The sequence below is a fragment of the bacterium genome, assembly GCA_031082185.1.
In the GTDB taxonomy this organism is placed as follows: Bacteria; Sysuimicrobiota; Sysuimicrobiia; order Sysuimicrobiales; family Humicultoraceae; genus VGFA01.
In genome coordinates this window covers 174357-192201 of the sequence record JAVHLI010000002.1, presented here as the reverse complement: position 1 = coordinate 192201, position 17845 = coordinate 174357, and the positions used below count along the sequence as shown (strand labels likewise).

At 68.6% G+C, this 17845-nt stretch carries 22 protein-coding genes; 21 read left to right on the top strand and 1 reads right to left on the bottom strand.

Annotated elements, in window-relative coordinates:
• The 5 genes from RDU83_03295 to queA are packed head-to-tail and all read left to right on the top strand — an operon-like array spanning position 1 to position 4295.
• The gene (locus RDU83_03295; GenBank protein ID MDQ7840038.1) at positions 1-474 is read left to right on the top strand and encodes a crossover junction endodeoxyribonuclease RuvC; all 474 of its coding nucleotides are present in this window, start codon (positions 1-3) and stop codon (positions 472-474) included.
• On the top strand, positions 471-1094 hold the full coding sequence (gene ruvA, locus RDU83_03290; protein MDQ7840037.1) for a Holliday junction branch migration protein RuvA: 624 nt from the start codon (positions 471-473) through the stop codon (positions 1092-1094). Before RDU83_03295 ends, ruvA begins: the two co-directional genes overlap by 4 nt.
• The gene (ruvB, locus tag RDU83_03285) at positions 1091-2119 is read left to right on the top strand and encodes a Holliday junction branch migration DNA helicase RuvB (protein ID MDQ7840036.1); all 1029 of its coding nucleotides are present in this window, start codon (positions 1091-1093) and stop codon (positions 2117-2119) included. Before ruvA ends, ruvB begins: the two co-directional genes overlap by 4 nt.
• Entirely contained in the window at positions 2116-3264 is a 1149-nt protein-coding gene (locus RDU83_03280; GenBank protein ID MDQ7840035.1) for a SpoIID/LytB domain-containing protein, read from the top strand. The genes ruvB and RDU83_03280 overlap by 4 nt, the downstream gene beginning before the upstream one ends.
• Positions 3264-4295 carry a tRNA preQ1(34) S-adenosylmethionine ribosyltransferase-isomerase QueA gene (queA, locus tag RDU83_03275; GenBank protein MDQ7840034.1) on the top strand — a complete coding sequence of 344 codons (1032 nt, stop codon included), beginning with the start codon at positions 3264-3266 and terminating at the stop codon, positions 4293-4295. The genes RDU83_03280 and queA overlap by 1 nt, the downstream gene beginning before the upstream one ends.
• On the opposite strand, the gene RDU83_03270 is transcribed toward queA, so the two are convergent.
• Positions 4292-4588: a hypothetical protein gene (locus tag RDU83_03270; protein ID MDQ7840033.1), complete on the bottom strand. Its 297-nt coding sequence runs from the start codon at positions 4586-4588 to the stop codon at positions 4292-4294. The two genes, queA and RDU83_03270, sit on opposite strands and share 4 nt — an antisense overlap.
• Before the next feature lie 161 nt (positions 4589-4749).
• Between RDU83_03270 and RDU83_03265 the strand changes: the two genes are divergently transcribed.
• From RDU83_03265 to RDU83_03190, 16 genes are all read left to right on the top strand, one after another.
• A complete protein-coding gene (locus RDU83_03265; GenBank protein ID MDQ7840032.1) occupies positions 4750-6015 on the top strand; it encodes a Glu/Leu/Phe/Val dehydrogenase in 1266 nt (421 codons plus the stop codon).
• A gap of 14 nt (positions 6016-6029) precedes the next feature.
• Complete coding sequence (tgt, locus tag RDU83_03260; protein ID MDQ7840031.1) at positions 6030-7142, top strand: tRNA guanosine(34) transglycosylase Tgt; 1113 nt, start codon at positions 6030-6032, stop codon at positions 7140-7142.
• A gap of 67 nt (positions 7143-7209) precedes the next feature.
• Positions 7210-7503 carry a preprotein translocase subunit YajC gene (gene yajC, locus RDU83_03255; GenBank protein ID MDQ7840030.1) on the top strand — a complete coding sequence of 98 codons (294 nt, stop codon included), beginning with the start codon at positions 7210-7212 and terminating at the stop codon, positions 7501-7503.
• A complete protein-coding gene (locus RDU83_03250; GenBank protein ID MDQ7840029.1) occupies positions 7500-8189 on the top strand; it encodes an HD domain-containing protein in 690 nt (229 codons plus the stop codon). Before yajC ends, RDU83_03250 begins: the two co-directional genes overlap by 4 nt.
• A 6-nt stretch (positions 8190-8195) precedes the next feature.
• Positions 8196-8903, top strand: a complete 708-nt coding sequence (locus RDU83_03245) for a glycosyltransferase family 2 protein (protein MDQ7840028.1) — start codon at positions 8196-8198, stop codon at positions 8901-8903.
• A complete protein-coding gene (gene bshB1 / locus RDU83_03240) occupies positions 8888-9571 on the top strand; it encodes a bacillithiol biosynthesis deacetylase BshB1 (protein ID MDQ7840027.1) in 684 nt (227 codons plus the stop codon). The genes RDU83_03245 and bshB1 overlap by 16 nt, the downstream gene beginning before the upstream one ends.
• Positions 9553-11163 carry a hypothetical protein gene (locus RDU83_03235; GenBank protein MDQ7840026.1) on the top strand — a complete coding sequence of 537 codons (1611 nt, stop codon included), beginning with the start codon at positions 9553-9555 and terminating at the stop codon, positions 11161-11163. Before bshB1 ends, RDU83_03235 begins: the two co-directional genes overlap by 19 nt.
• Positions 11160-11873, top strand: a complete 714-nt coding sequence (ccmA, locus tag RDU83_03230) for a heme ABC exporter ATP-binding protein CcmA (protein MDQ7840025.1) — start codon at positions 11160-11162, stop codon at positions 11871-11873. Before RDU83_03235 ends, ccmA begins: the two co-directional genes overlap by 4 nt.
• A complete protein-coding gene (locus tag RDU83_03225; protein ID MDQ7840024.1) occupies positions 11870-12517 on the top strand; it encodes a heme exporter protein CcmB in 648 nt (215 codons plus the stop codon). The genes ccmA and RDU83_03225 overlap by 4 nt, the downstream gene beginning before the upstream one ends.
• 3 nt (positions 12518-12520) lie before the next feature.
• The gene (gene ccsA / locus RDU83_03220; protein MDQ7840023.1) at positions 12521-13180 is read left to right on the top strand and encodes a cytochrome c biogenesis protein CcsA; all 660 of its coding nucleotides are present in this window, start codon (positions 12521-12523) and stop codon (positions 13178-13180) included.
• Positions 13181-13182: 2 nt separating this feature from the next.
• Positions 13183-13311, top strand: a complete 129-nt coding sequence (locus tag RDU83_03215) for a hypothetical protein (GenBank protein MDQ7840022.1) — start codon at positions 13183-13185, stop codon at positions 13309-13311.
• Positions 13311-13703, top strand: a complete 393-nt coding sequence (locus RDU83_03210) for a cytochrome c maturation protein CcmE (protein ID MDQ7840021.1) — start codon at positions 13311-13313, stop codon at positions 13701-13703. The genes RDU83_03215 and RDU83_03210 overlap by 1 nt, the downstream gene beginning before the upstream one ends.
• Positions 13704-13711: 8 nt before the next feature.
• Positions 13712-15667: a heme lyase CcmF/NrfE family subunit gene (locus RDU83_03205; protein ID MDQ7840020.1), complete on the top strand. Its 1956-nt coding sequence runs from the start codon at positions 13712-13714 to the stop codon at positions 15665-15667.
• Positions 15664-15933, top strand: coding sequence for a hypothetical protein (locus RDU83_03200; GenBank protein MDQ7840019.1), 270 nt, complete (start codon positions 15664-15666; stop codon positions 15931-15933). The genes RDU83_03205 and RDU83_03200 overlap by 4 nt, the downstream gene beginning before the upstream one ends.
• On the top strand, positions 15930-16838 hold the full coding sequence (locus RDU83_03195; protein ID MDQ7840018.1) for a carboxypeptidase-like regulatory domain-containing protein: 909 nt from the start codon (positions 15930-15932) through the stop codon (positions 16836-16838). The genes RDU83_03200 and RDU83_03195 overlap by 4 nt, the downstream gene beginning before the upstream one ends.
• Positions 16838-17833, top strand: coding sequence for a polyprenyl synthetase family protein (locus RDU83_03190; protein ID MDQ7840017.1), 996 nt, complete (start codon positions 16838-16840; stop codon positions 17831-17833). The genes RDU83_03195 and RDU83_03190 overlap by 1 nt, the downstream gene beginning before the upstream one ends.
• Positions 17834-17845 lie beyond the last annotated feature (12 nt).

Here is a 17845-nt window from a genome sequence, read left to right as displayed (position 1 = left end):
ATGGGGATTGATCCCGGTCTGGAGCACACCGGGTACGGTGTCCTGCAAGGTGGAGGATCCCGCCCCCAGGTCCTCGAGATGGGCGTGCTGGCGACGGACCGACGCGGCGAGTTGGGCGGCCGCCTGCGGCACCTGCACCAGGACGTCGAGCTGCTGCTGCGCGAGGTGCGGCCCGAGTTGGTGGTCCTCGAGGACCTGTTCGCGCACCCCCGGTTTCCCAGGACTGCCATTGTGCTGGGGCACGCGCGCGGTGTCATCTGCCTGGCCGTGGCCGCCTCGGGTGCCCGGATGGTGACGCTGGCGCCGAGCGTGGTGAAGCGCGCGGTGACCGGCTCGGGTCGGGCCACGAAGGCCCAGGTTCAGGAAGCCGTGCGCGCGCTTCTGGGGCTGCGCCGTTTGCCCCAACCACATGCCGCCGACGCCCTGGCGCTCGCGTACGCCGGGCTGGCGCGCCTGCGGACGGTGAGCCGGTGATCCGATTCCTGCGCGGGCGGGTGCTGCGCCGAGGCGAGGGGGCGATCGTGCTGGAGGTCGGCGGGGTGGGCTACGAGGTGCTGCTGCCGCCCGTGGTCGAGGGGGCTCTGCCTCCCGGCGATGGTGAAGCGCCGCTGGAGCTGTTCGTTTTCTACCACGCCACCACCAACCAACCCCGGCCGGTACTGATAGGGTTCCTGCGCGAGATCGAGCAGGAGTTCTTCGAGCGGTTCATCACCGTGGACGGCCTGGGGCCGACCAAGGCCGTGCGCGCCATGGTGCGGTCGGTCCACGAGATAGCCGACGCGATCGAGCGGCGGGACGCGGCGTTTCTGCAACGGCTGCCGGGCATCGGCGGCCGCAGCGCGGAGAAGGTGATAGCGGCCCTCCACGGCAAGATGGGCAAGTACGCGCTGCTGCGCGAGGCCGCCGAGCCGCCCAAAGCTCCGGAGGCCGACTTTCGCGAGGAGGTCGTTCTGGTGCTTACACGCCAGCTCGGACACCGTGCGGCCGAGGCCCACCGGATGGTGGAGGAGGCGCTCCGCCGTGCCCCGCACCTGGACTCGGTTGAGGCGCTCTTCCAGGAAGTCTACCGCCTCGAACGGGGCGGGGTCGAATGAGCCGGCAGCGGTTGGACCCCGAGGTCGCCACCGAGGAGGAGCAGGTCCTCCGCACCCTTCGGCCACAGCGGCTCGACGAGTGCATCGGACAGACGCGGGTAATCGAGGGGCTGCGCATCAGCATTGATGCCGCTTGCGGTCGGAGCGAATCGCTCGACCACGTCCTGCTCCACGGCCCACCCGGGCTGGGCAAGACCACGCTGGCCGCGGTAGTGGCCCGGGAGATGGGCGCGCAACTCGTGGGCACCAGCGGTCCGGCGCTGGAGCGGGGCGGCGATTTGATGGGGATCCTCACCAACCTCAACACCGGGGACGTCCTCTTCATTGACGAGATTCACCGTCTCTCGCGGGGGATCGAGGAGTTGCTCTATCCTGCGATGGAGGACTTCTGCGTGAACTTCGTCCTGGACAAGGGGCAGCACGCGCGCACCCTGCGCTACCAGCTCCGGCCCTTCACATTGGTAGGAGCGACGACGCGGGCCGGGTTGCTGTCATCGCCGCTGCGGGAGCGGTTCGGCATCTTCCACCATCTGGACTTCTTCACGAATGAGGACCTGATGAGGGTCGTTCTCCGATCGGCCGGGATCCTGCAGGTGCCGGTGGAGCCGGGTGGGGCCGAGGAGATCGCGTGCCGGTCCCGTGGTACCCCCAGGATCGCCAACCGCCTGCTGCGCCGGGTCCGTGACTACGCTCAGGTGCGGGCCGGGGGCGTCGTAACCCAGGCGGTAGCCCAGGAAGCGCTGGTGTTCGAGGGTGTGGATCACCTCGGCCTGGACGGCCTTGATCGCGATCTGCTGCGCACCTTGATACAGGTGTACGGCGGCGGCCCGGCCGGCATCGAGGCCCTGGCCGCGTCGCTGCACGAGGACATTGACACCCTCGAGGAGGTGGTGGAGCCCTATCTCCTCAAGGCCGGGCTCATTGCCCGCACACCGGGCGGCCGGCGCGCCACCTCGGCAGCGTACGCCCACCTGGGCCTGGTTCAGCCCGAGGGGCGCGGCCAGGGCAGCCTGTGGACAAAATGAGGCCGCCCGGCGGGCTGGCGGTGCTCGTGCTTGTGGTGCTGCTGGCCTTGTGTGCGCCCGCCCGTGCATGGCAGGGGACGGCGCAGAGCGCGGACCTGGTTCGCGTGGGGCTGCTGCTGGGCCAGGAGTCACTGGCCGTGGCTTGCGCCGGTCCATTCGATCTGCTCGACGTCGAGTCGGGCCGTCGCGAAACGCTCGAAGCAGGACGGCTGACCGCGCGCGCCGCGGCAGGAGGGCTTGAACTGGACGGCGTCTCCTACGGCGGTTTGGTCCGCCTGATGCCGCGGGCCGCCCACCTCCAGCTCGGCGGCCGGCCGTACAGAGGTTTGATCGAGCTTCGCCGCACCTCGTTGGGCCGCGTGACCGCGATCAACGAGCTCGATCTGGAAGAATACCTCTACGGCGTGGTGCGCAGCGAGATGGATCCACGCTGGCCGCCCGAGGCGCTGCGGGCCCAGGCGATCGCCGCGCGCTCGCTGGCCGTGCACAGCGCCGGGAGGTTCGCGGCCGAGGGTTACGACGTGCGGGCGACGACCGATTCGCAGGTCTACGGCGGGGTGGCTGCCGAGGATGCCCGCACAACCGCAGCGGTGGACGCCACGCGCGGGCTCATCCTCCTCCACAACGGCAGGCCCGCATTCGCCGCATACCATGCCGACTCGGGCGGCGCCACGGAGAGTAGCGAGTACGTCTGGGGCAGCGTGTCGCCCCACCTGCGCGGTGTGCCCGATCCGTTTTCCAGGGACGCGCCCGGCCACGAGTGGACCCTCCGGCTCGACCTGGCGGTGATCGAGGCGCGGCTCCAGCGCGCAGGCCGTATCCTGACGGGTCTCTCTCGTCTTGAGGTTGGGTCCACCAGCCCGTCAGGGCGGGTGATGGTCCTCCGGCTCACCTCTGCCTCCGGAGGAGGCGAGATGCGGGGCACCGAGTTCCGTACGGCGGTGGGCACCAGCGTGCTGCGCAGCACGCTGTTCGCGGTGCGTTCCCTCCCGGGGGAAGGCTCCGTCGAGCTCGCGGGGCGGGGTTTCGGTCACGGCGTGGGAATGAGCCAGTGGGGCGCCCGCGGGATGGCGCTCGCAGGCCGCGACTACACCGCCATCCTCAAGCACTTCTACACGGGCGTCGCGGTCTCCGCGCGTCCCTGATGCGCCTGTCCGATTTCGACTACACGCTCCCTCCCGAGCTCATCGCGCAGCGCCCGGCCTCGCCCCGTGACGCCTCGCGTCTGCTGGTGCTCGACCGTTCCAGCGGGCGCACGACGCATCGCATCTTCCGTGAGATCGGCGACTGCCTGCGCGAAGGGGACACCCTGGTGGTGAACGACACGCGCGTGATCCCGGCGCGGCTGCGCGGGCGCCGGCGCACCGGAGGGGGAGCGGTCGAGCTGCTGCTGCTCCGTCCGTCAGGCGGCCGCCTGGGAGGCGAGGGCGCCTGGGAGGCGCTGGCGCGCCCCGGACGCAGGCTTCCGCCGGGTACGATCGTCGAGGTGGGTCCGCAGGCCACGCCCCTGGAGGTGGTGGGCCGACTGCCGGACGGACGGCGCCTGGTGCGTCTGCTCTCGGGCGGGACCATGCTCGACTTGCTCCGTTCCTGCGGCGAGGTGCCGCTTCCGCCGTACATCCGAGGTGACGGATCGGATCCCAACGACTACCAGACCGTCTACGCCCGGGAGGAAGGTGCCGTGGCCGCGCCCACCGCCGGGCTGCACTTCACGCCCGGGCTGCTGGGCGGGCTTCGCGATCAGGGCGTGGGGCTGGTCACGCTGACCCTGCACATTGGGATCGGAACCTTCCAGAGCGTGCGCGCAGAGGACGTGCGCGAGCACCGGATGGAGGCCGAGCACTTCTCGATTACGCCCGAGGCCGCGGCGGAGGTGAACGCCCGACGCGGCCGGCTGATAGCGGTGGGCACCTCTGCGGTGCGGGCCCTGGAGAGCGCGGCCGCCCCTGACGGCCGCCTTCAGGCCTACAGCGGATGGACCGATCTGTTCATTACGCCGGGCTACGCCTTCCGTTCCGTGGGGGGGCTCGTGACGAACTTCCACCTGCCCAAAACGACGCTCCTCATGCTCGTCTCCGCGTTCGCCGGGCGCGAGGCGATCCTGCGGGCATACGCGGAGGCGGTGCGGGAGCGGTACCGGTTCTACAGCTTCGGGGACGCTATGCTGATTCTCTAGACTTCGGCGAGCGAGTACCCGGCAGCTTCCAGCCGGCGCATCGCCTCGGCGCGGTACCGGTGATCAACCTGCCAGGCGCCAGGGCGCAGGGGGTTCTGATAGGCCCCCAGCCCGCCCAGCAGCTTCTTGAGGTTCTCGTCCTCCGACGCTGTGGCGCGGATCTCAACGCCGCTGTTCACCGTGTCGCGGACCGTAACGGCAGGGGTATGCGGGGCGGCTGCGGGACGCCCGCCGGGATTCAGTGCGGAGACCGGAACCTCGGTTGTGGCTGCCGTGCTTGTTTCCTCCGGCATCTGAGCCTCCGAAAGGTGCGTGCGTACGCCGACATTCTACAGGCTGGCCCCAGGGGAGGCAACACGCCCTCGGCAGCCCGCTCTTTTTGGAGGATAACGCATCTACCGGCAGGAAGGATGAGGTGGGGGAAGAGGGAGGTTGGATTGTGGTTACCGGAGAGATGGCTTCGCAGGTTGTGACGATCAAGGATGATCCATGGGAGATGGCGCTGCAGCAGTTCTGGCAGGTGGCAGAACGTCTGACGCTCAAGCGGGGGATCCAGGAGTATCTGGTTACGCCAAACCGCGAGTTGACCGTCAACTTCCCCGTCAAGATGGACGACGGGTCCATCAGGATCTTCACCGGATATCGTGTGCATCACAGCACCGTGCTCGGACCGACCAAGGGAGGGATCCGCTACCACCAGGACGTGACCCTCAACGAGGTCCGAGCCCTGGCCATGTGGATGAGCTGGAAGTGCGCCCTGGTTAACCTGCCCTACGGCGGCGCCAAGGGCGGGGTTGTAGTGGATCCCACGACGCTTTCCACCGGTGAGCTGGAACGCTTGACCCGGCGCTACGCCTCCGAGATCAGCGTGATGATGCATCCCCTGGGAGATATCCCGGCGCCGGACGTGGGCACGAACGCGCAGGTCATGGCCTGGATCATGGACACGTACAGCATGCACGCCGGCCACTCGGTGCCGGCCGTCGTGACCGGCAAGCCGGTCTCGATCGGCGGATCGGTGGGTCGGAAGGAAGCGACCGGCCGCGGCTGCATGATCACCGCGCGCGAGGCGGCACGTATTTTGGGCCTTCCCTGGTGCGGGGCGTCGGTGGTCGTTCAGGGGTTCGGGAACGTCGGATCGGCCTCCGCGGCGCTGATGGCCGCGGAGGGCTGCAAGATCGTTGGCGTCAGCGACGTGTTCGGCGGCATCTACAATCCCGACGGGTTGGACATGCCCGCGTTGCTGCGGCACGTGGAGGAGACCAAGAGCGTCGTGGGATTCCCCGGCGCGGTGGCCGTTACGAATCAGGAATTGCTGGAACTGCCGTGCGTCTACCTTGTGCCGGCCGCCCTGGAAGGTCAGATCACCAGCGCCAACGCCGACCGGATCAAGGCCCAGGTAATCGTGGAGGGGGCCAACGGCCCCACGACGCCTGACGCCGATGTGATCCTGGCGGCCAAAGGGATCACGGTGCTGCCCGACATTCTGGCGAATGCCGGAGGAGTGGTGGTTTCCTACTTCGAGTGGGTGCAGGACCTGCAGTTGTTCTTCTGGAGCGAGGAAGACATCAACCAGCGCCTCGATCGGATCATGGTGCGCAGCGTCCACGAGGTGATCGAGCTGGCCCGCGCGCAGGGCATTTCCTACAGGCTGGCCGCCTTGCAAATCGCGGTCGAACGCGTCGCGGAGGCGCTGATGATACGCGGGATCTACCCGTAGCCACACCCGACGCGATGGATTTCGAGGTGGTGCGCCAGGGGCCGCGCAGCGCAGCCCGTGCCGGCCGCCTTCTTACTTCCCGCGGCGAGGTTCGGACCCCGGCATTCATGCCGGTGGGCACCAACGCGACCGTCAAGGCGCTGACCCCCGACGAGGTTGCCGAGACGGGCGCGCAGATGATCCTGGCCAACGCGTTCCATCTCTACCTGCGGCCCGGCCCCGAGATCATCGCGCGCGCCGGGGGGCTGCACGCGTTCATGGGGTGGCCGGGGCCGATCCTTACCGACAGCGGCGGGTACCAGGTCTACAGCCTGGCGGCGACGCGCACCGTGGACGATGAGGGCGTTTCCTTCCGGTCGCCGATAGACGGCAGCCTGCACCGGTTCACGCCCGAAGGCGTGGTGGAGATTCAACGGCAGCTGGGCTCCGACATCGTCATGCCGCTCGACGTCTGCCTGGGTTACCCGCACGATCCCGGCGAGGACCGGGCGGCGATGGAGCAGACGCTGCGCTGGGCCGTGCGTTCCCGCGATCACCACGCCAGCAGCGGTACCGGAGTGCTCTTTGGGATAGTGCAGGGCGGGTTCGATCCCGCGCTCCGCGCCGAGGCCGCACGGCGGACCGCAGCCTTGGAGTTCCAGGGCTACGCACTGGGAGGGTTCTCAGTGGGCGAGCCCCGCGAGGTGATGCAGGAGGCGATCGAGGCCGCGGTCGCCGAGCTGCCGCCTGCGCGGCCGCGGTACGTCATGGGTCTTGGGGACACGCCAAGCCTGCTGGAGGCCGTCGCCCGCGGCATAGACCTCTTCGACTGCGCGCTGCCGACGCGGGTGGCCCGGACCGGCGTCCTCCTGACGCGGTCCGGCAGGATCAATATTAGGAACGCCCGGTTTCGGGACGACCTCTCGCCGCCGGACCCGGACTGCGCCTGCCGTGTTTGCGCGCGGACCACGCGCGCCTACCTGCGGCACCTTTTTGCCGCGGACGAGATGCTGGGGCCCCGCCTGGCGACCTACCACAACCTGGCCTTCATGGGAAACCTGCTCGGAGAGGCACGCTTGGCATTGCGCGAGGACCGGTACGAGCACTGGATGCGGGGGGTACTAGCGAGGTATGCTTCGCAGTGGTAAATTAGAGGGGACGTGCCCTGATCGTTGAAACTGTTGCCCGGCCCCAACTGAGTAGGAGGGTTTGCTGATGCCCCAAGCACAGTCGCAGGTTGTGGTGGTCGTTCTCTGGGTTTTGATCTTCGTGGTTTTCTACCTGTTGATGATCCGTCCCCAGAGGGCCCAGGCGCGCAAGCGCAAGGAGATGCTCGACGGCCTTCGGCGCGGCGATCGGGTGGTTACCATCGGGGGAATCCACGCCACCATCGCCGAGATCAAGGAAGATGTCCTAAACCTGGACCTGGCACCCAACCTCCGCGTCAAGGCCGACCGGGGGGCCGTGAGCTACATCCGCTCCAAGGCTGAGCCGAAGGGAGAGGAGTGACCGCGGAGCAGCGCCCTATCGGTACGCCACCGACCCAGGAGGACGTCAGGCGCGATCCCGAAGTTGAGGCCTTCATCACGAAGGCCAACGAGTACACGGGCGTCATAGGGTACACCGAGCACGGTGTGCGCCACGCCAGTCTGAGCGCGAACATCGCGACCAACATCCTGCGCAGGCTGGGGCATGAGGCGAGAACCGTCGAGCTGGCGGCGATCGCGGCCTACCTCCACGACATCGGCAACCTGGTGAGCCGCACGAACCACGAGCAGGCCTCTGCCATGCTGGCCGACCGCATCCTCACACGCCTGCAGATGCCGCCCGAGGAACGGGCCGTCGTCATGGGCGCCATAGGCAACCACGAGGAACGTCACGGGGACGTGGTCAGCGCGGTTGGCGCCGCGGTTATTCTGGCCGACAAGTCCGACGTCCACCGCTCGCGCGTGCGCAACCCTAATCCCAAGGCCTTCGACATCCACGACAGGGTCAACTACGCCGTGGAGCACTCGTTTCTACGCGTGGACGAGAAGAGCAAGACCATCACGCTAGAGCTGACGATCGACACCACGATGTCGCAGGTGATGGAGTACTTTGAGATCTTCCTGGACCGGATGCTGATGTGCCGGCGCGCCGCGGAATTTCTGGGGTGCGGCTTCAAGTTACAGATAAACGGGACCAAGCTGCTGTAGCCGTGCATGCGCCGAACAGTTGTAGTTCTACCGCTTTTCAACGAGGAGCCGACGCTCGCCCGTGTACTCGACGAGGTGCGGCGGTGGGCTCAGGGTCTATCCGTGCTCGTCGTGGACGACGGCTCGACCGATCGGTCCCCCGAGGTGCTGCGCGGCTACCCCGACATCACCGTCATAACCCACGCGCATAACGAGGGGTACGGCCAGTCACTCATTGATGGGTTTTCGTTTTCCCTCTCCCACGGGTACGACGCCGTGGTCACGCTCGACTGCGACGAGCAGCACGAGCCTCGGCAGATACCCAAGTTCGCATCCGCGCTGGAGGATGCCGATATCGTTTCCGGAAGCCGCTACCTGGACCCCGGCGTCGGCGGCGATGAGGCCCCGGCCGATCGGCGGGAGCTGAACGAGGAGATCACCGCCCGCCTGCGCGTGCTCACCGGCTACGCCATCACCGACGCGTTCTGCGGCTTCAAGGCCTATCGCGCCGACGCGCTCCGCCGAATGGCGCTGACCGAGCCCTCCTACGGCCTGCCGCTGCAGGTGTGGATTCAGGCGGCGCACCACCGGCTGCGGGTCAGTGAGCTCCCGGTCCCGCGCATCTACAAGAACCCCGAGCGGCGCTTCTGGGGCGGGCTGGACGATGTGGCTGCCAGGCGGCGATACTACGAACAGGTGCTCGCCCAGGAGGTGGCGCGTTGGCCGTTGTCCTAGCCATAGGTCCCCACCCGGACGATGTCGAGATCGCGATGGGCGGCACGGTCTGCCTGCTGCACGAGCAGGGGCACGAGGTCGTTGTGTGCGACCTGACCGACGGCGAGCCCACCCCGATCGGATCGCCCGAACGACGGGCCGCGGAGACGGACGAGGCCTCACGCCTATTGGGTGTTCGGCGCCGCCTCACTCTTGGTCTGCCCAACCGGTTTCTCCAAGACACGATCGAGGCGCGGTTTCAGGTGGCCGATGTGATCCGCAAGGTGCGTCCCGACGTTCTCTTCGTCCCATACTGGGTGGACGCCCATCCCGATCACGTCGCGGCCTGCGCGCTGGCTGAGGCCGCCCGTTTCACGGCCAAGCTCTCACGAACCTCCATGCAGGGCGAGCCGCACTACCCTGACCGCGTCTATCATTTCTTCAGCACGCACTACCGGCTGCACGTTAAGCCGTCGTTCATCGTGGACATCTCAGACCATATCGAGACCAAGATGGCGGCGGTGGCGGCCTACACCTCGCAGTTCGGCGACGCGCGTGGGAACGCCCACATCCTCGACACGATAAGAGAGACCAGTGCCTACTGGGGCCGCCTGATCCACCGGCGGTACGGCGAGGCGTTCGTCTGCCGCGAGGAGATTGGGATATCACGTTGGGACGGCTTGATCTGATGGCTGAGGCCGTGGGGCCGTTCCGGTGGCCTGAGCTCGAGCTGGAGATCCCAACCACCTCCCCACTGGCCGTGGGCGTCCCTGCCTACGACACGTGGCCGGCGCTGGGAAGGGCCAACCGGCTGGCGCTCGATGCCGCGACCGTCGAGGTGGGCGGGATCCCTCTGGGCGAGCTTCGCCGCACCGCCCGCCCGGAGGCACTGGCCCTGGCCGCGGCCTACACCCGCGGGCTGGGGCTGGAGGTGCCCGATCACGGCAGCGCACAGGTGCTGTGCACCGGCCACCAGCCAGTCCTGGCGCATCCGGGCATCTGGATCAAGTACCTGGCCCTGGCGCGCATGGTTCCCCCCGACGGTGTTGGGCTTGATCTGATCGTGGACACCGACGCGGTTGAGGAGATCGCCGCTGAGGTGCCCAGAGCCGACGGCCTACTGCGCCGCGAACGAATCGTGCTCTCCCGCGCCGGTCCTGATGTGCCCGCGGAGGTGCTTCCGGCGCCCGATCCCGAACAGTGGCGGGCGTTCCTGGGAGCCATTGATGCGTGCCTGCAGACGGCCGGCGGTCCTGCTCTTGCCATGGGATGGAGCCGCGCGCGCCTCCTGCCGGTTCCGCCCTCGGGCTTGGGGCTCGCCGGGGCCGTAACCGCGGCGCGCCGCGCCCTGGAGGGACCGCGTCCCTACCTTGACCTGCCCGTATCGTGGCTGGCCCGCACAGGGTCGTTTCGACGATTCGTGCTTTCCATCGCGCACCACGCCGGCCGGTTCGCGGCCGTGCACAATGCGATGCTGGCCGCCTACCGCGCGCACTACGGCATCCGCACCGGCGCCCAGCCATTTCCCGACCTGGCGGTGGAGCCCGGGCGGATCGAGATACCCTTCTGGCTCGTGGCCGGCGGGCAGAGGCAGGCGCTGTTCGTCGGCGCCGATGGCGGCAGGTTCTATGCCGGCGGCGGCGACGTGGGCCCGGTTCCCCGCCGCCCCGATGATCCGGTCTTTGCCGCCATGGGGATCCGGCCCCGCGCGCTTGCTCTGACCGCATTCGCCCGACTGGTTGTCTCCGACCTGTTCATCCACGGGGTCGGCGGCGGGCGATACGACCGCGCAACCGATGCCGTCATGGAAGCTTTCTACGGCGTCTCCCCGCCGGCCTACGCCACCGTCACGGCAACCCTGCATCTGCCGTTTCCCGCCGCCGCGCCCCTGCAGGACGAACGCCAAAGGCTGCAGCGGCTGCTGCTGGACCTCCAGCACAACCCGGACCGGTTCTTGCCCTCCGGCGACGGACCGCACAGTGCGCTGGTGGCCGAGAAGTGGGCGCTCATCCGCCGCCTCGAGGCCGCCGCGGACCTGACGCGGCGGGAGCGCCGGGAGGCCACCCAGCGTATCCGCGAACTCAACCTCATTCTGACGGGTGCGGTTGCCGACCACCTGGGCGAGGCGCAGGAGGCGCTCCGCCGGCACAACCGGCGTGAGCAGGAGGTCGAGGCGACGGGCTACCGCGGCTATCCGTTCCTTCTCTTCCCCGTTGAGGCGGTGGAGGAGCTTGTGGACCAACTGAGTGACGGTGCCCAGGGACGCGGGGTGCGGGGGTGATCGGCGGCGTTCCACAGCGGTGGGCGGTGGACGTGCGAGGGTTGGTGAAGGCCTTCGACCACCGGCCTGTGCTGCGGGGCGTGGACCTGCGCGTCCACTCCGGCGAAACGCTGGCGATCTTGGGCGCCAACGGTTCGGGCAAGACCACGCTGCTTCGCCTTATCGCCACCCTGTCGTTGCCGACCCGCGGGAGCGTGGCGTGGTTCGGCGAGCCGTCGGGGCCGCTGCCGGAGATCAGGCGGCGAATCGGCCTGGTTCCCCACGAGTCGCTCCTCTACGATGCGCTGACCGTGGAGGAGAACTTGAAGTTCTTTGGGGGACTGTACGACCTGGCGCCGGAAGTGGTTGAATCCGCCCTCGACGAGTACGCGCTGCGGCCGCTTGCCCGCCGGCGGGTGCGCGTGCTCTCGCGCGGACAACGCCAACAGGTGAACCTGGCGCGAGCCCTGCTGCACGAGCCCGACCTGCTGATCCTGGACGAGCCGTACACCGGCCTCGACGTGGGCGCGGCCGACCGCCTGACCGCCACGCTGCGCGCCGGCGCCGCGCGCGGCTGCACGGTGATCCTGACGACGCACGACCCGACCGGAGCCGGGGCGCTGGGCGCGGACGTCGCCGTGATGTTGGACGGACGGCTCACCGAAATCATGCCGGCCGCGGGGCTGAACGCGGAGCTCCTGGCGGCCTGGTTCCGCGAGGGACGGCGATGAGGGTCGTGCGCCTGCTGGTGGGCAAGGACCTGCGCCTGGAGTGGCGCGGCCGCGAGATCGTTTCGGCCATGGGTCTGCTGGCACTGCTGCTGGCAATCGTGCTCGGAGCCACCCGGTCCGGCCCCGAGGCCGCTCCCGCCGCCATGTGGGTGACTTACGCGTTTGGCGCGACGCTGGGGTTCACTCGCACGTTTACACTGGAGCGCGACCACCTGACGGCGCTCCTGCTGGCCCCGCTTGACCGCGGGCTGATCTTTGCGGCCAAGGCGCTCACGAACTGGCTGGGGCTGGTGCTCGTGCAGGTGATCTCCCTGCCGCTCTTCGGCGCGCTGTTCACGGAAACGATCTGGACCCATCTGCCCGCGCTGGCCCTTCCCATGCTGCTCGGCGGGGTTGGGCTGGCGGCCGTGGGCACCCTGTTCGGAGGGCTGATCGTACAGGCCCGCCTGCGGGAGGCGCTCCTGCCGATACTAATGCTCCCGGTGGTGCTTCCGCTAATTATCGCCGCGGTGGGCGCCACAACCGGAATCCTCGATGGGCTGCCGCTTTCGGCGATCGGCGCGCAATTGCAGCTACTGCTTGTTTTTGATATCATTTTCGTTACGGCGAGTTTCCTGCTGTTCGAGTACGTTGTTGAGGAATGACGGGTGAGGGTGCTGCTGTTCCTCGGAATTGCACTGATGCTCGTGGGCGTCGCCTGGGCGCTGCTGGCGGCGCCCACCGAGCTGTTTCAAGGCGCGCCGCAGCGCATTATGTACCTGCACGTGCCCGGCGTGGTGACCGCCTATGTCGCGCTGCTGGTGGTGTTCGCCGGCAGCGTGCTGTTCCTGTGGCGGCGCGACCCTCGGTGGGACCGCCTGGCGCACTCGGCGGCCGAGCTGGGAGTGCTGTTCATCTCCATGACCCTGCTCTCGGGCGCCATCTGGGGCAAGGCGGTCTGGGGCGCCTGGTGGACCTGGGACGCGCGCCTGACCACCACGCTGATTCTCTGGTTCATCTACATCGGCTATCTAATGGTGCGCGCGTGGGCGCCCGGCTCCCGGGGAGCGCGGGCCGCCGCCATCATCGGGATCGTGGGGGTGCTGGACATCCCCATCATCCATTGGTCGGCCGTCCTCCTGCGCACGCTTCACCCACAGCCGACGGTCTTCCGTCCGGAGGGGCCGGCGCTGCCTCCCAGCATGCTGGTCCCCCTTGTGATCAACATGGTGGCGTTCCTGGTGGTGTTTGCGGCGCTTCTTGTCCTGCGCGTGCGCCAGGAACGGACCCTGGACGCGCTGGCAGAGGCCCTCGAGGGGAGCGCGTAGCAGTGGGATACGTGGCCGCGGCCTACATCGTGGCCGCCGCGCTCTTCGCGGGGTACGCCTGGACCCTGGTGGCGCGGCAGCGCCTGATCGCCGACCTCTCCGACGCGGCCGGCACGCGCCAGGGACGCTAATGATTCCGGCTCGGCGTAAGCTGTTTGTGGGGGCGGTGATCATCGTGCTGGGGCTGGCGTTCGCGGCCTACCACGGCGCCCGATCCTCCATGGTGTATTACCTGACCACTACCGAGTTCGCCGGCCGGCCGGAGCTGCGCGCGGCCAGGGTCAGGATTGCCGGTCGGGTTGTAGAGGGATCGGTGGTCAAGGCCGATGGCGAATCCCGGTTTGCGATCACCGACGGGACCACGCGCTACAACGTGCGCTTCCGCGGACCGCTGCCCGACCTGTTCGCTGAGGGCAAGAACGTGCTCGTGGAGGGGCGGCTGGACGGCGATGGGATCCTGCTGGCTTCGCAGGTCATCTCCACCCACCCGGTTGAGTACAAGGAGAAGCACCCGGAGCGGTGAGAGCGTGAATGGTGAACCTCGTGGGTGAGGTCGGCCGGTTCGCCCTGCTGGCCGGCTTGGTCGTCGCGCTCTACGGGATCGCGGCAACGACGCTAGGTCTAACCCGACGGCACGGCGGGTATCTCGCCAGCGGGCGCCGGGCCGTTACGGTCTGGGCACTCCTGATGGCGCTGGCATCGGCGGCGCTCTGGACGGCGTTCCTCGCTAGGGACTTCTCGGTGCGCTTTGTCGCCATGGCCAGCGAGTCAACCCAGCCTCTGCTACAAACGATCATGGCGTTCTGGGGGGGGCACGACGGCGCGCTGCTGCTGTGGGCCCTTATCCTGGCGGGCTACATGGTTACGGCGGTATGGAGCCTCCGGTCCCATCCGGACCTCCAGGGCCCTGCGGCCGCGACGCTGCTGGTGGTCGCGGCCTTCTTCTCCGTCCTGCTGGCAGGGGCCAGCAACCCGTTCGTCCCGCTGGTTCCGCCTCCGCCAGACGGGCAGGGGTTGAACCCGTTGCTGCGCAACACGTGGATGTCGGTTCATCCGCCGATGCTCTACCTGGGGTTCGTTGGAATGAGCGTGCCGTTCGCGCTGGCGGTCGCGGCGCTGATCACCGGCCGCCTGGACGAGACCTGGGTGGCGCTTTCCCGACGATGGATCATTGTGCCGTGGATCTTCCTCACGCTGGGCCTGCTGCTCGGGGCGAAGTGGTCGTACGAGGTGCTAGGGTGGGGAGGGTACTGGGCGTGGGACCCTGTGGAGAACGCGGCGTTCATGCCCTGGCTGACCGCCACGGCGTTCCTCCACTCGATCCAGATCCAGGAAAGGCGCGGAATGCTGGCAGCGTGGAACGTCGCGCTGATCCTGCTCACCTTCGGGCTGACGGTTTTCGGAACGTTCCTGGTGCGCAGCGGGGTGCTGTCTTCGGTCCACGCCTTCGCCGAGGCCCCCCTGATAGGATATCTCTTCCTGGGTTTTCTGTCGGTTCTGCTGCTGGTCTCCTTCGGCCTGCTCGCCTGGCGATGGGAGGCGCTGAAGAGCCGCGGCACCGTTGAGTCGGTCATAAGCCGAGAGACGGCCTTCCTTGCCAACAACCTGCTCTTCGTGGCCGCGGCCGTCGTTGTCTTGCTGGGCACGATGTTTCCGGTCCTGACCGAGGCCTTCCGCGGCGTCAGGATTAACGTGGGGCCGCCCTACTTCAACACGGTGATGGTGCCCATCTCCATCGGCATACTCCTGCTGATGGGAATCGGACCGCTGCTGCCGTGGCGGCAGGCCACGCGGGAACAGCTCGCCGGGAACTTCACGCTCCCTTCGGCGGCGGCGGTGCTCGGCGCGCTGGTGCTGGGTCTGCTCGGCGTGCGCCACGCCGGCGCCCTCCTGGTGTTTGCCGCCGCGCTGTTCGTTTTGGGCACCATCGTGTTGGAAACGGTCCGGGGCACGCGCGTGCGCATCCGGCGTGGGGAGATCGCGCCCCTGGCGCTGGTTCGGCTCTTCGCGCGCAACCGCCGCCGCTACGGGGGCTACGCGGTGCACTTCGGTGTCCTACTTATGCTAGTTGGGATCGCGGCAAGCAGCGCGTTCGACACCCAGGCCGGGGCCACGCTGCGTCCCGGGGAGCGTTTTAGAGTTGGGCGGTACACCCTCGAGTACGGCGGCCTTCGCCACAGCGAGCTTCCCGGCATAGACGTGACCGAGGCATCGGTGCGGGTCTGGGCCGGCGCGAGGTTCTTGGGTTCATACTCCCCGCAGCGGTACTTCTACCGCGCGCAGGAGCAGCCGATGCACCACGTCGCCATCCGCTCCTCGTTGCGCGAGGACCTTTATCTCATCCTCTCCGAATGGACGCCGGACGGGGGGGGAACGATCCGCGTGCTCGTGCATCCGCTGGTGTCCTGGCTCTGGGCCGGCGGCGTCGTGGCCGTCCTGGGGGCGGCCTTTGCCGTCCTGCCCGAGCGGAGGCGGAGGGCGCCGTGACCGAGGTGCTCTTCTTCACCGTGGCGGTACTGATCGCCGCGTACCTGCTTGCGCCGGCGTTTCAGTCCCTGGAACTTCCGGAGGCGGATCCGCGCGACGCGCTGGAGGCCGCCAGTGACGCAGCGCTGCGCGCCCTGCACGATCTGGACCTGGACTGGCATACCGGCAAGCTGTCAGAGTGTGACTACCGGGCAGCGCGGGCCACCCTAGAAGCCGAGGCCTCAGAGGTCTTCCGGCAACTGGCCGGGCCGGGAGCCGGGCAGTGAGGCGATCCCTGCTGATCGCGGCAGCGCTGCTGGCAGCCGGCCTCGCCGTCGGTTCCTCATCCGGCGCCCCCGCAGGCGGGACCGCCGCCGGAGTGGTGCGCAACGGCACCACCGGGCAGCCGGTGCCCGATGCCGAGGTGGCGCTCGTCTTCATCGGCCCCGAGGGCGCGGTGCAGGTCGACCGGGCGCGCAGCGACGCGCGCGGCCGGTTCGCGTTCAGCGGCCTCCCCGACGGCCGCTACCTGGTGCAGTCCGTCCGCGACGGGGTGACCTATGCCGCCCACGCGGTCCTCGGCGGCGGGATGCCGGCCGAGGTCGTTCTTCAAGTGCTCGATGCCTCGGACCGCGTGCCGCTGCGGATCTCCCTGCTAGGCATCGCGGTCGAGGCCCGGAAGGGGTACGTGCGCGTCTCGGAAGCCGTTCATCTTCAGAACGCCGGCTCTCAGACCTTCCTGGGCAGCGTGGTCTTTCCCCTGCCCCCGGGAGCCCGGTACGTGGCTTTCAATCAAGGACTGCATCAGCCCCGGGTGGAGGCCGGCGCGATCGTGGACCGGTTGATCGTCCGGCCTGGCACGCACCAGGTTGCGTACGGTTACAGCGTGGCCGCCTCCGGCGAGGTTGACCTCGGCCGCAAGCTGTTGCTGCCGGTCGAGCGCCTGGAGCTGTTCACGACCGATCCCGCGGAGGCGCGTTCCCCGCGGCTGCAGCAGGCCGCGCCGGTCGTCTCCGAGGGCCAGACCTACACGCGCGCCACCGCGCGCGCCGTGCCCGTGGGGGATCTGGCCCTGGCGGTGATCGGCGTGCCCGCGGTTAGGCTGTGGCCGGCCCCGGCTGCTGCTGCGTTGCTTGCCGGACTGCTGGCCCTGGGGCTGGCGTGGGCCGCGCTGCGCGAGGGGAGTCGCTGATGCCTGGCCCGTCGCCCATGGGAAGCGATCTCGATCAGATCTACGCGCCTGTAGCCGAGGACCTTGGATCCCTTGCCCAGCTTCTGCGGCGAGAGCTTGCATCCAGCGACCCGTTCATCTCCGGCCTTGTGGATCACGTGTTGTCGGCTCAGGGGAAGCTGATCCGCCCGGCGCTGGCGCTGCTCAGTGCGAGCGCCTGCGGCGGGGCCGACGAGCAGCGGCTCCATCTGGCAGGGACCGTGGAACTCGTTCACGTCGCCTCGCTGATTCACGACGACATCATTGACGCGGCCGATCTCCGCCGGGGGGTTCCGACCGTGAACGCGCGCTGGGGCAACCAGGTTGCCGTCCTGGCCGGCGACTACCTGTTTGCCACCGCTTTTGGCCTGGCAAGCCGCATCCGGCATGCGCAGGTCGCGCCGGCGATCGCGGAGGCTTCGGTGTTGATGAGCCGTTCTGAGATCATGGCGGCCTCCCCCGGCGATCGCCCGCACGAGGACGAGGCCCGCTACTACGCCATCATCGGGGGCAAGACCGCGGCTCTGTTCTCTGCCGCGTGCCGGTGCGGCGCTCTGCTGGCCGGTGCGCCGTCTGACACAGTCGGTGCGATGGCGGAGTTCGGCCTGCGGTGGGGGGTGGCGTTTCAGATAACCGACGACGCCCTGGACCTGATCGGCGATCCGGGGTCGCTCGGGAAGCCCACCGGGAGCGACATAGACGCGGGCAAGATCACGCTGCCCGTGATCGCCGCGCTGCGCAACGCGCCAGGGCCCGACCGTGATCGCCTGCTCAGCTTGCTGCAACGGCCGTGGGGTGCCGGGTCGCGCGATGAGATGCGTGAGATCCTCGATCGGCAGGGTGGCCTCCGATACGCGATGGACGCCGCGCGGAGGTCGGCGGGAGTCGCCGCCGCCGCCCTCGATGTGCTGCCTGATGGCCCGGCGAAGGCAGGCCTTCTGCGTCTGGCGGATTTCGTCGTGGTTAGGACCCGCTGAGGGCAGGGGAAA

Bases quoted from the DNA above. Each gene is read 5' to 3' on its own strand.
- RDU83_03280 (MDQ7840035.1), top strand. From the start codon at position 2,116: ATGAGGCCGCCCGGCGGGCTGGCGGTGCTCGTGCTTGTGGTGCTGCTG.
- RDU83_03265 (MDQ7840032.1), top strand. From the start codon at position 4,750: ATGGCTTCGCAGGTTGTGACGATCAAGGATGATCCATGGGAGATGGCG.
- tgt (MDQ7840031.1), top strand. From the start codon at position 6,030: ATGGATTTCGAGGTGGTGCGCCAGGGGCCGCGCAGCGCAGCCCGTGCC.
- RDU83_03205 (MDQ7840020.1), top strand. From the start codon at position 13,712: ATGGTGAACCTCGTGGGTGAGGTCGGCCGGTTCGCCCTGCTGGCCGGC.
- ruvB (MDQ7840036.1), top strand. From the start codon at position 1,091: ATGAGCCGGCAGCGGTTGGACCCCGAGGTCGCCACCGAGGAGGAGCAG.
- RDU83_03210 (MDQ7840021.1), top strand. From the start codon at position 13,311: ATGATTCCGGCTCGGCGTAAGCTGTTTGTGGGGGCGGTGATCATCGTG.
- RDU83_03270 (MDQ7840033.1), bottom strand. From the start codon at position 4,588: ATGCCGGAGGAAACAAGCACGGCAGCCACAACCGAGGTTCCGGTCTCC.
- RDU83_03190 (MDQ7840017.1), top strand. From the start codon at position 16,838: ATGCCTGGCCCGTCGCCCATGGGAAGCGATCTCGATCAGATCTACGCG.
- queA (MDQ7840034.1), top strand. From the start codon at position 3,264: ATGCGCCTGTCCGATTTCGACTACACGCTCCCTCCCGAGCTCATCGCG.
- RDU83_03245 (MDQ7840028.1), top strand. From the start codon at position 8,196: ATGCGCCGAACAGTTGTAGTTCTACCGCTTTTCAACGAGGAGCCGACG.
- yajC (MDQ7840030.1), top strand. From the start codon at position 7,210: ATGCCCCAAGCACAGTCGCAGGTTGTGGTGGTCGTTCTCTGGGTTTTG.
- RDU83_03225 (MDQ7840024.1), top strand. From the start codon at position 11,870: ATGAGGGTCGTGCGCCTGCTGGTGGGCAAGGACCTGCGCCTGGAGTGG.
- RDU83_03295 (MDQ7840038.1), top strand. From the start codon at position 1: ATGGGGATTGATCCCGGTCTGGAGCACACCGGGTACGGTGTCCTGCAA.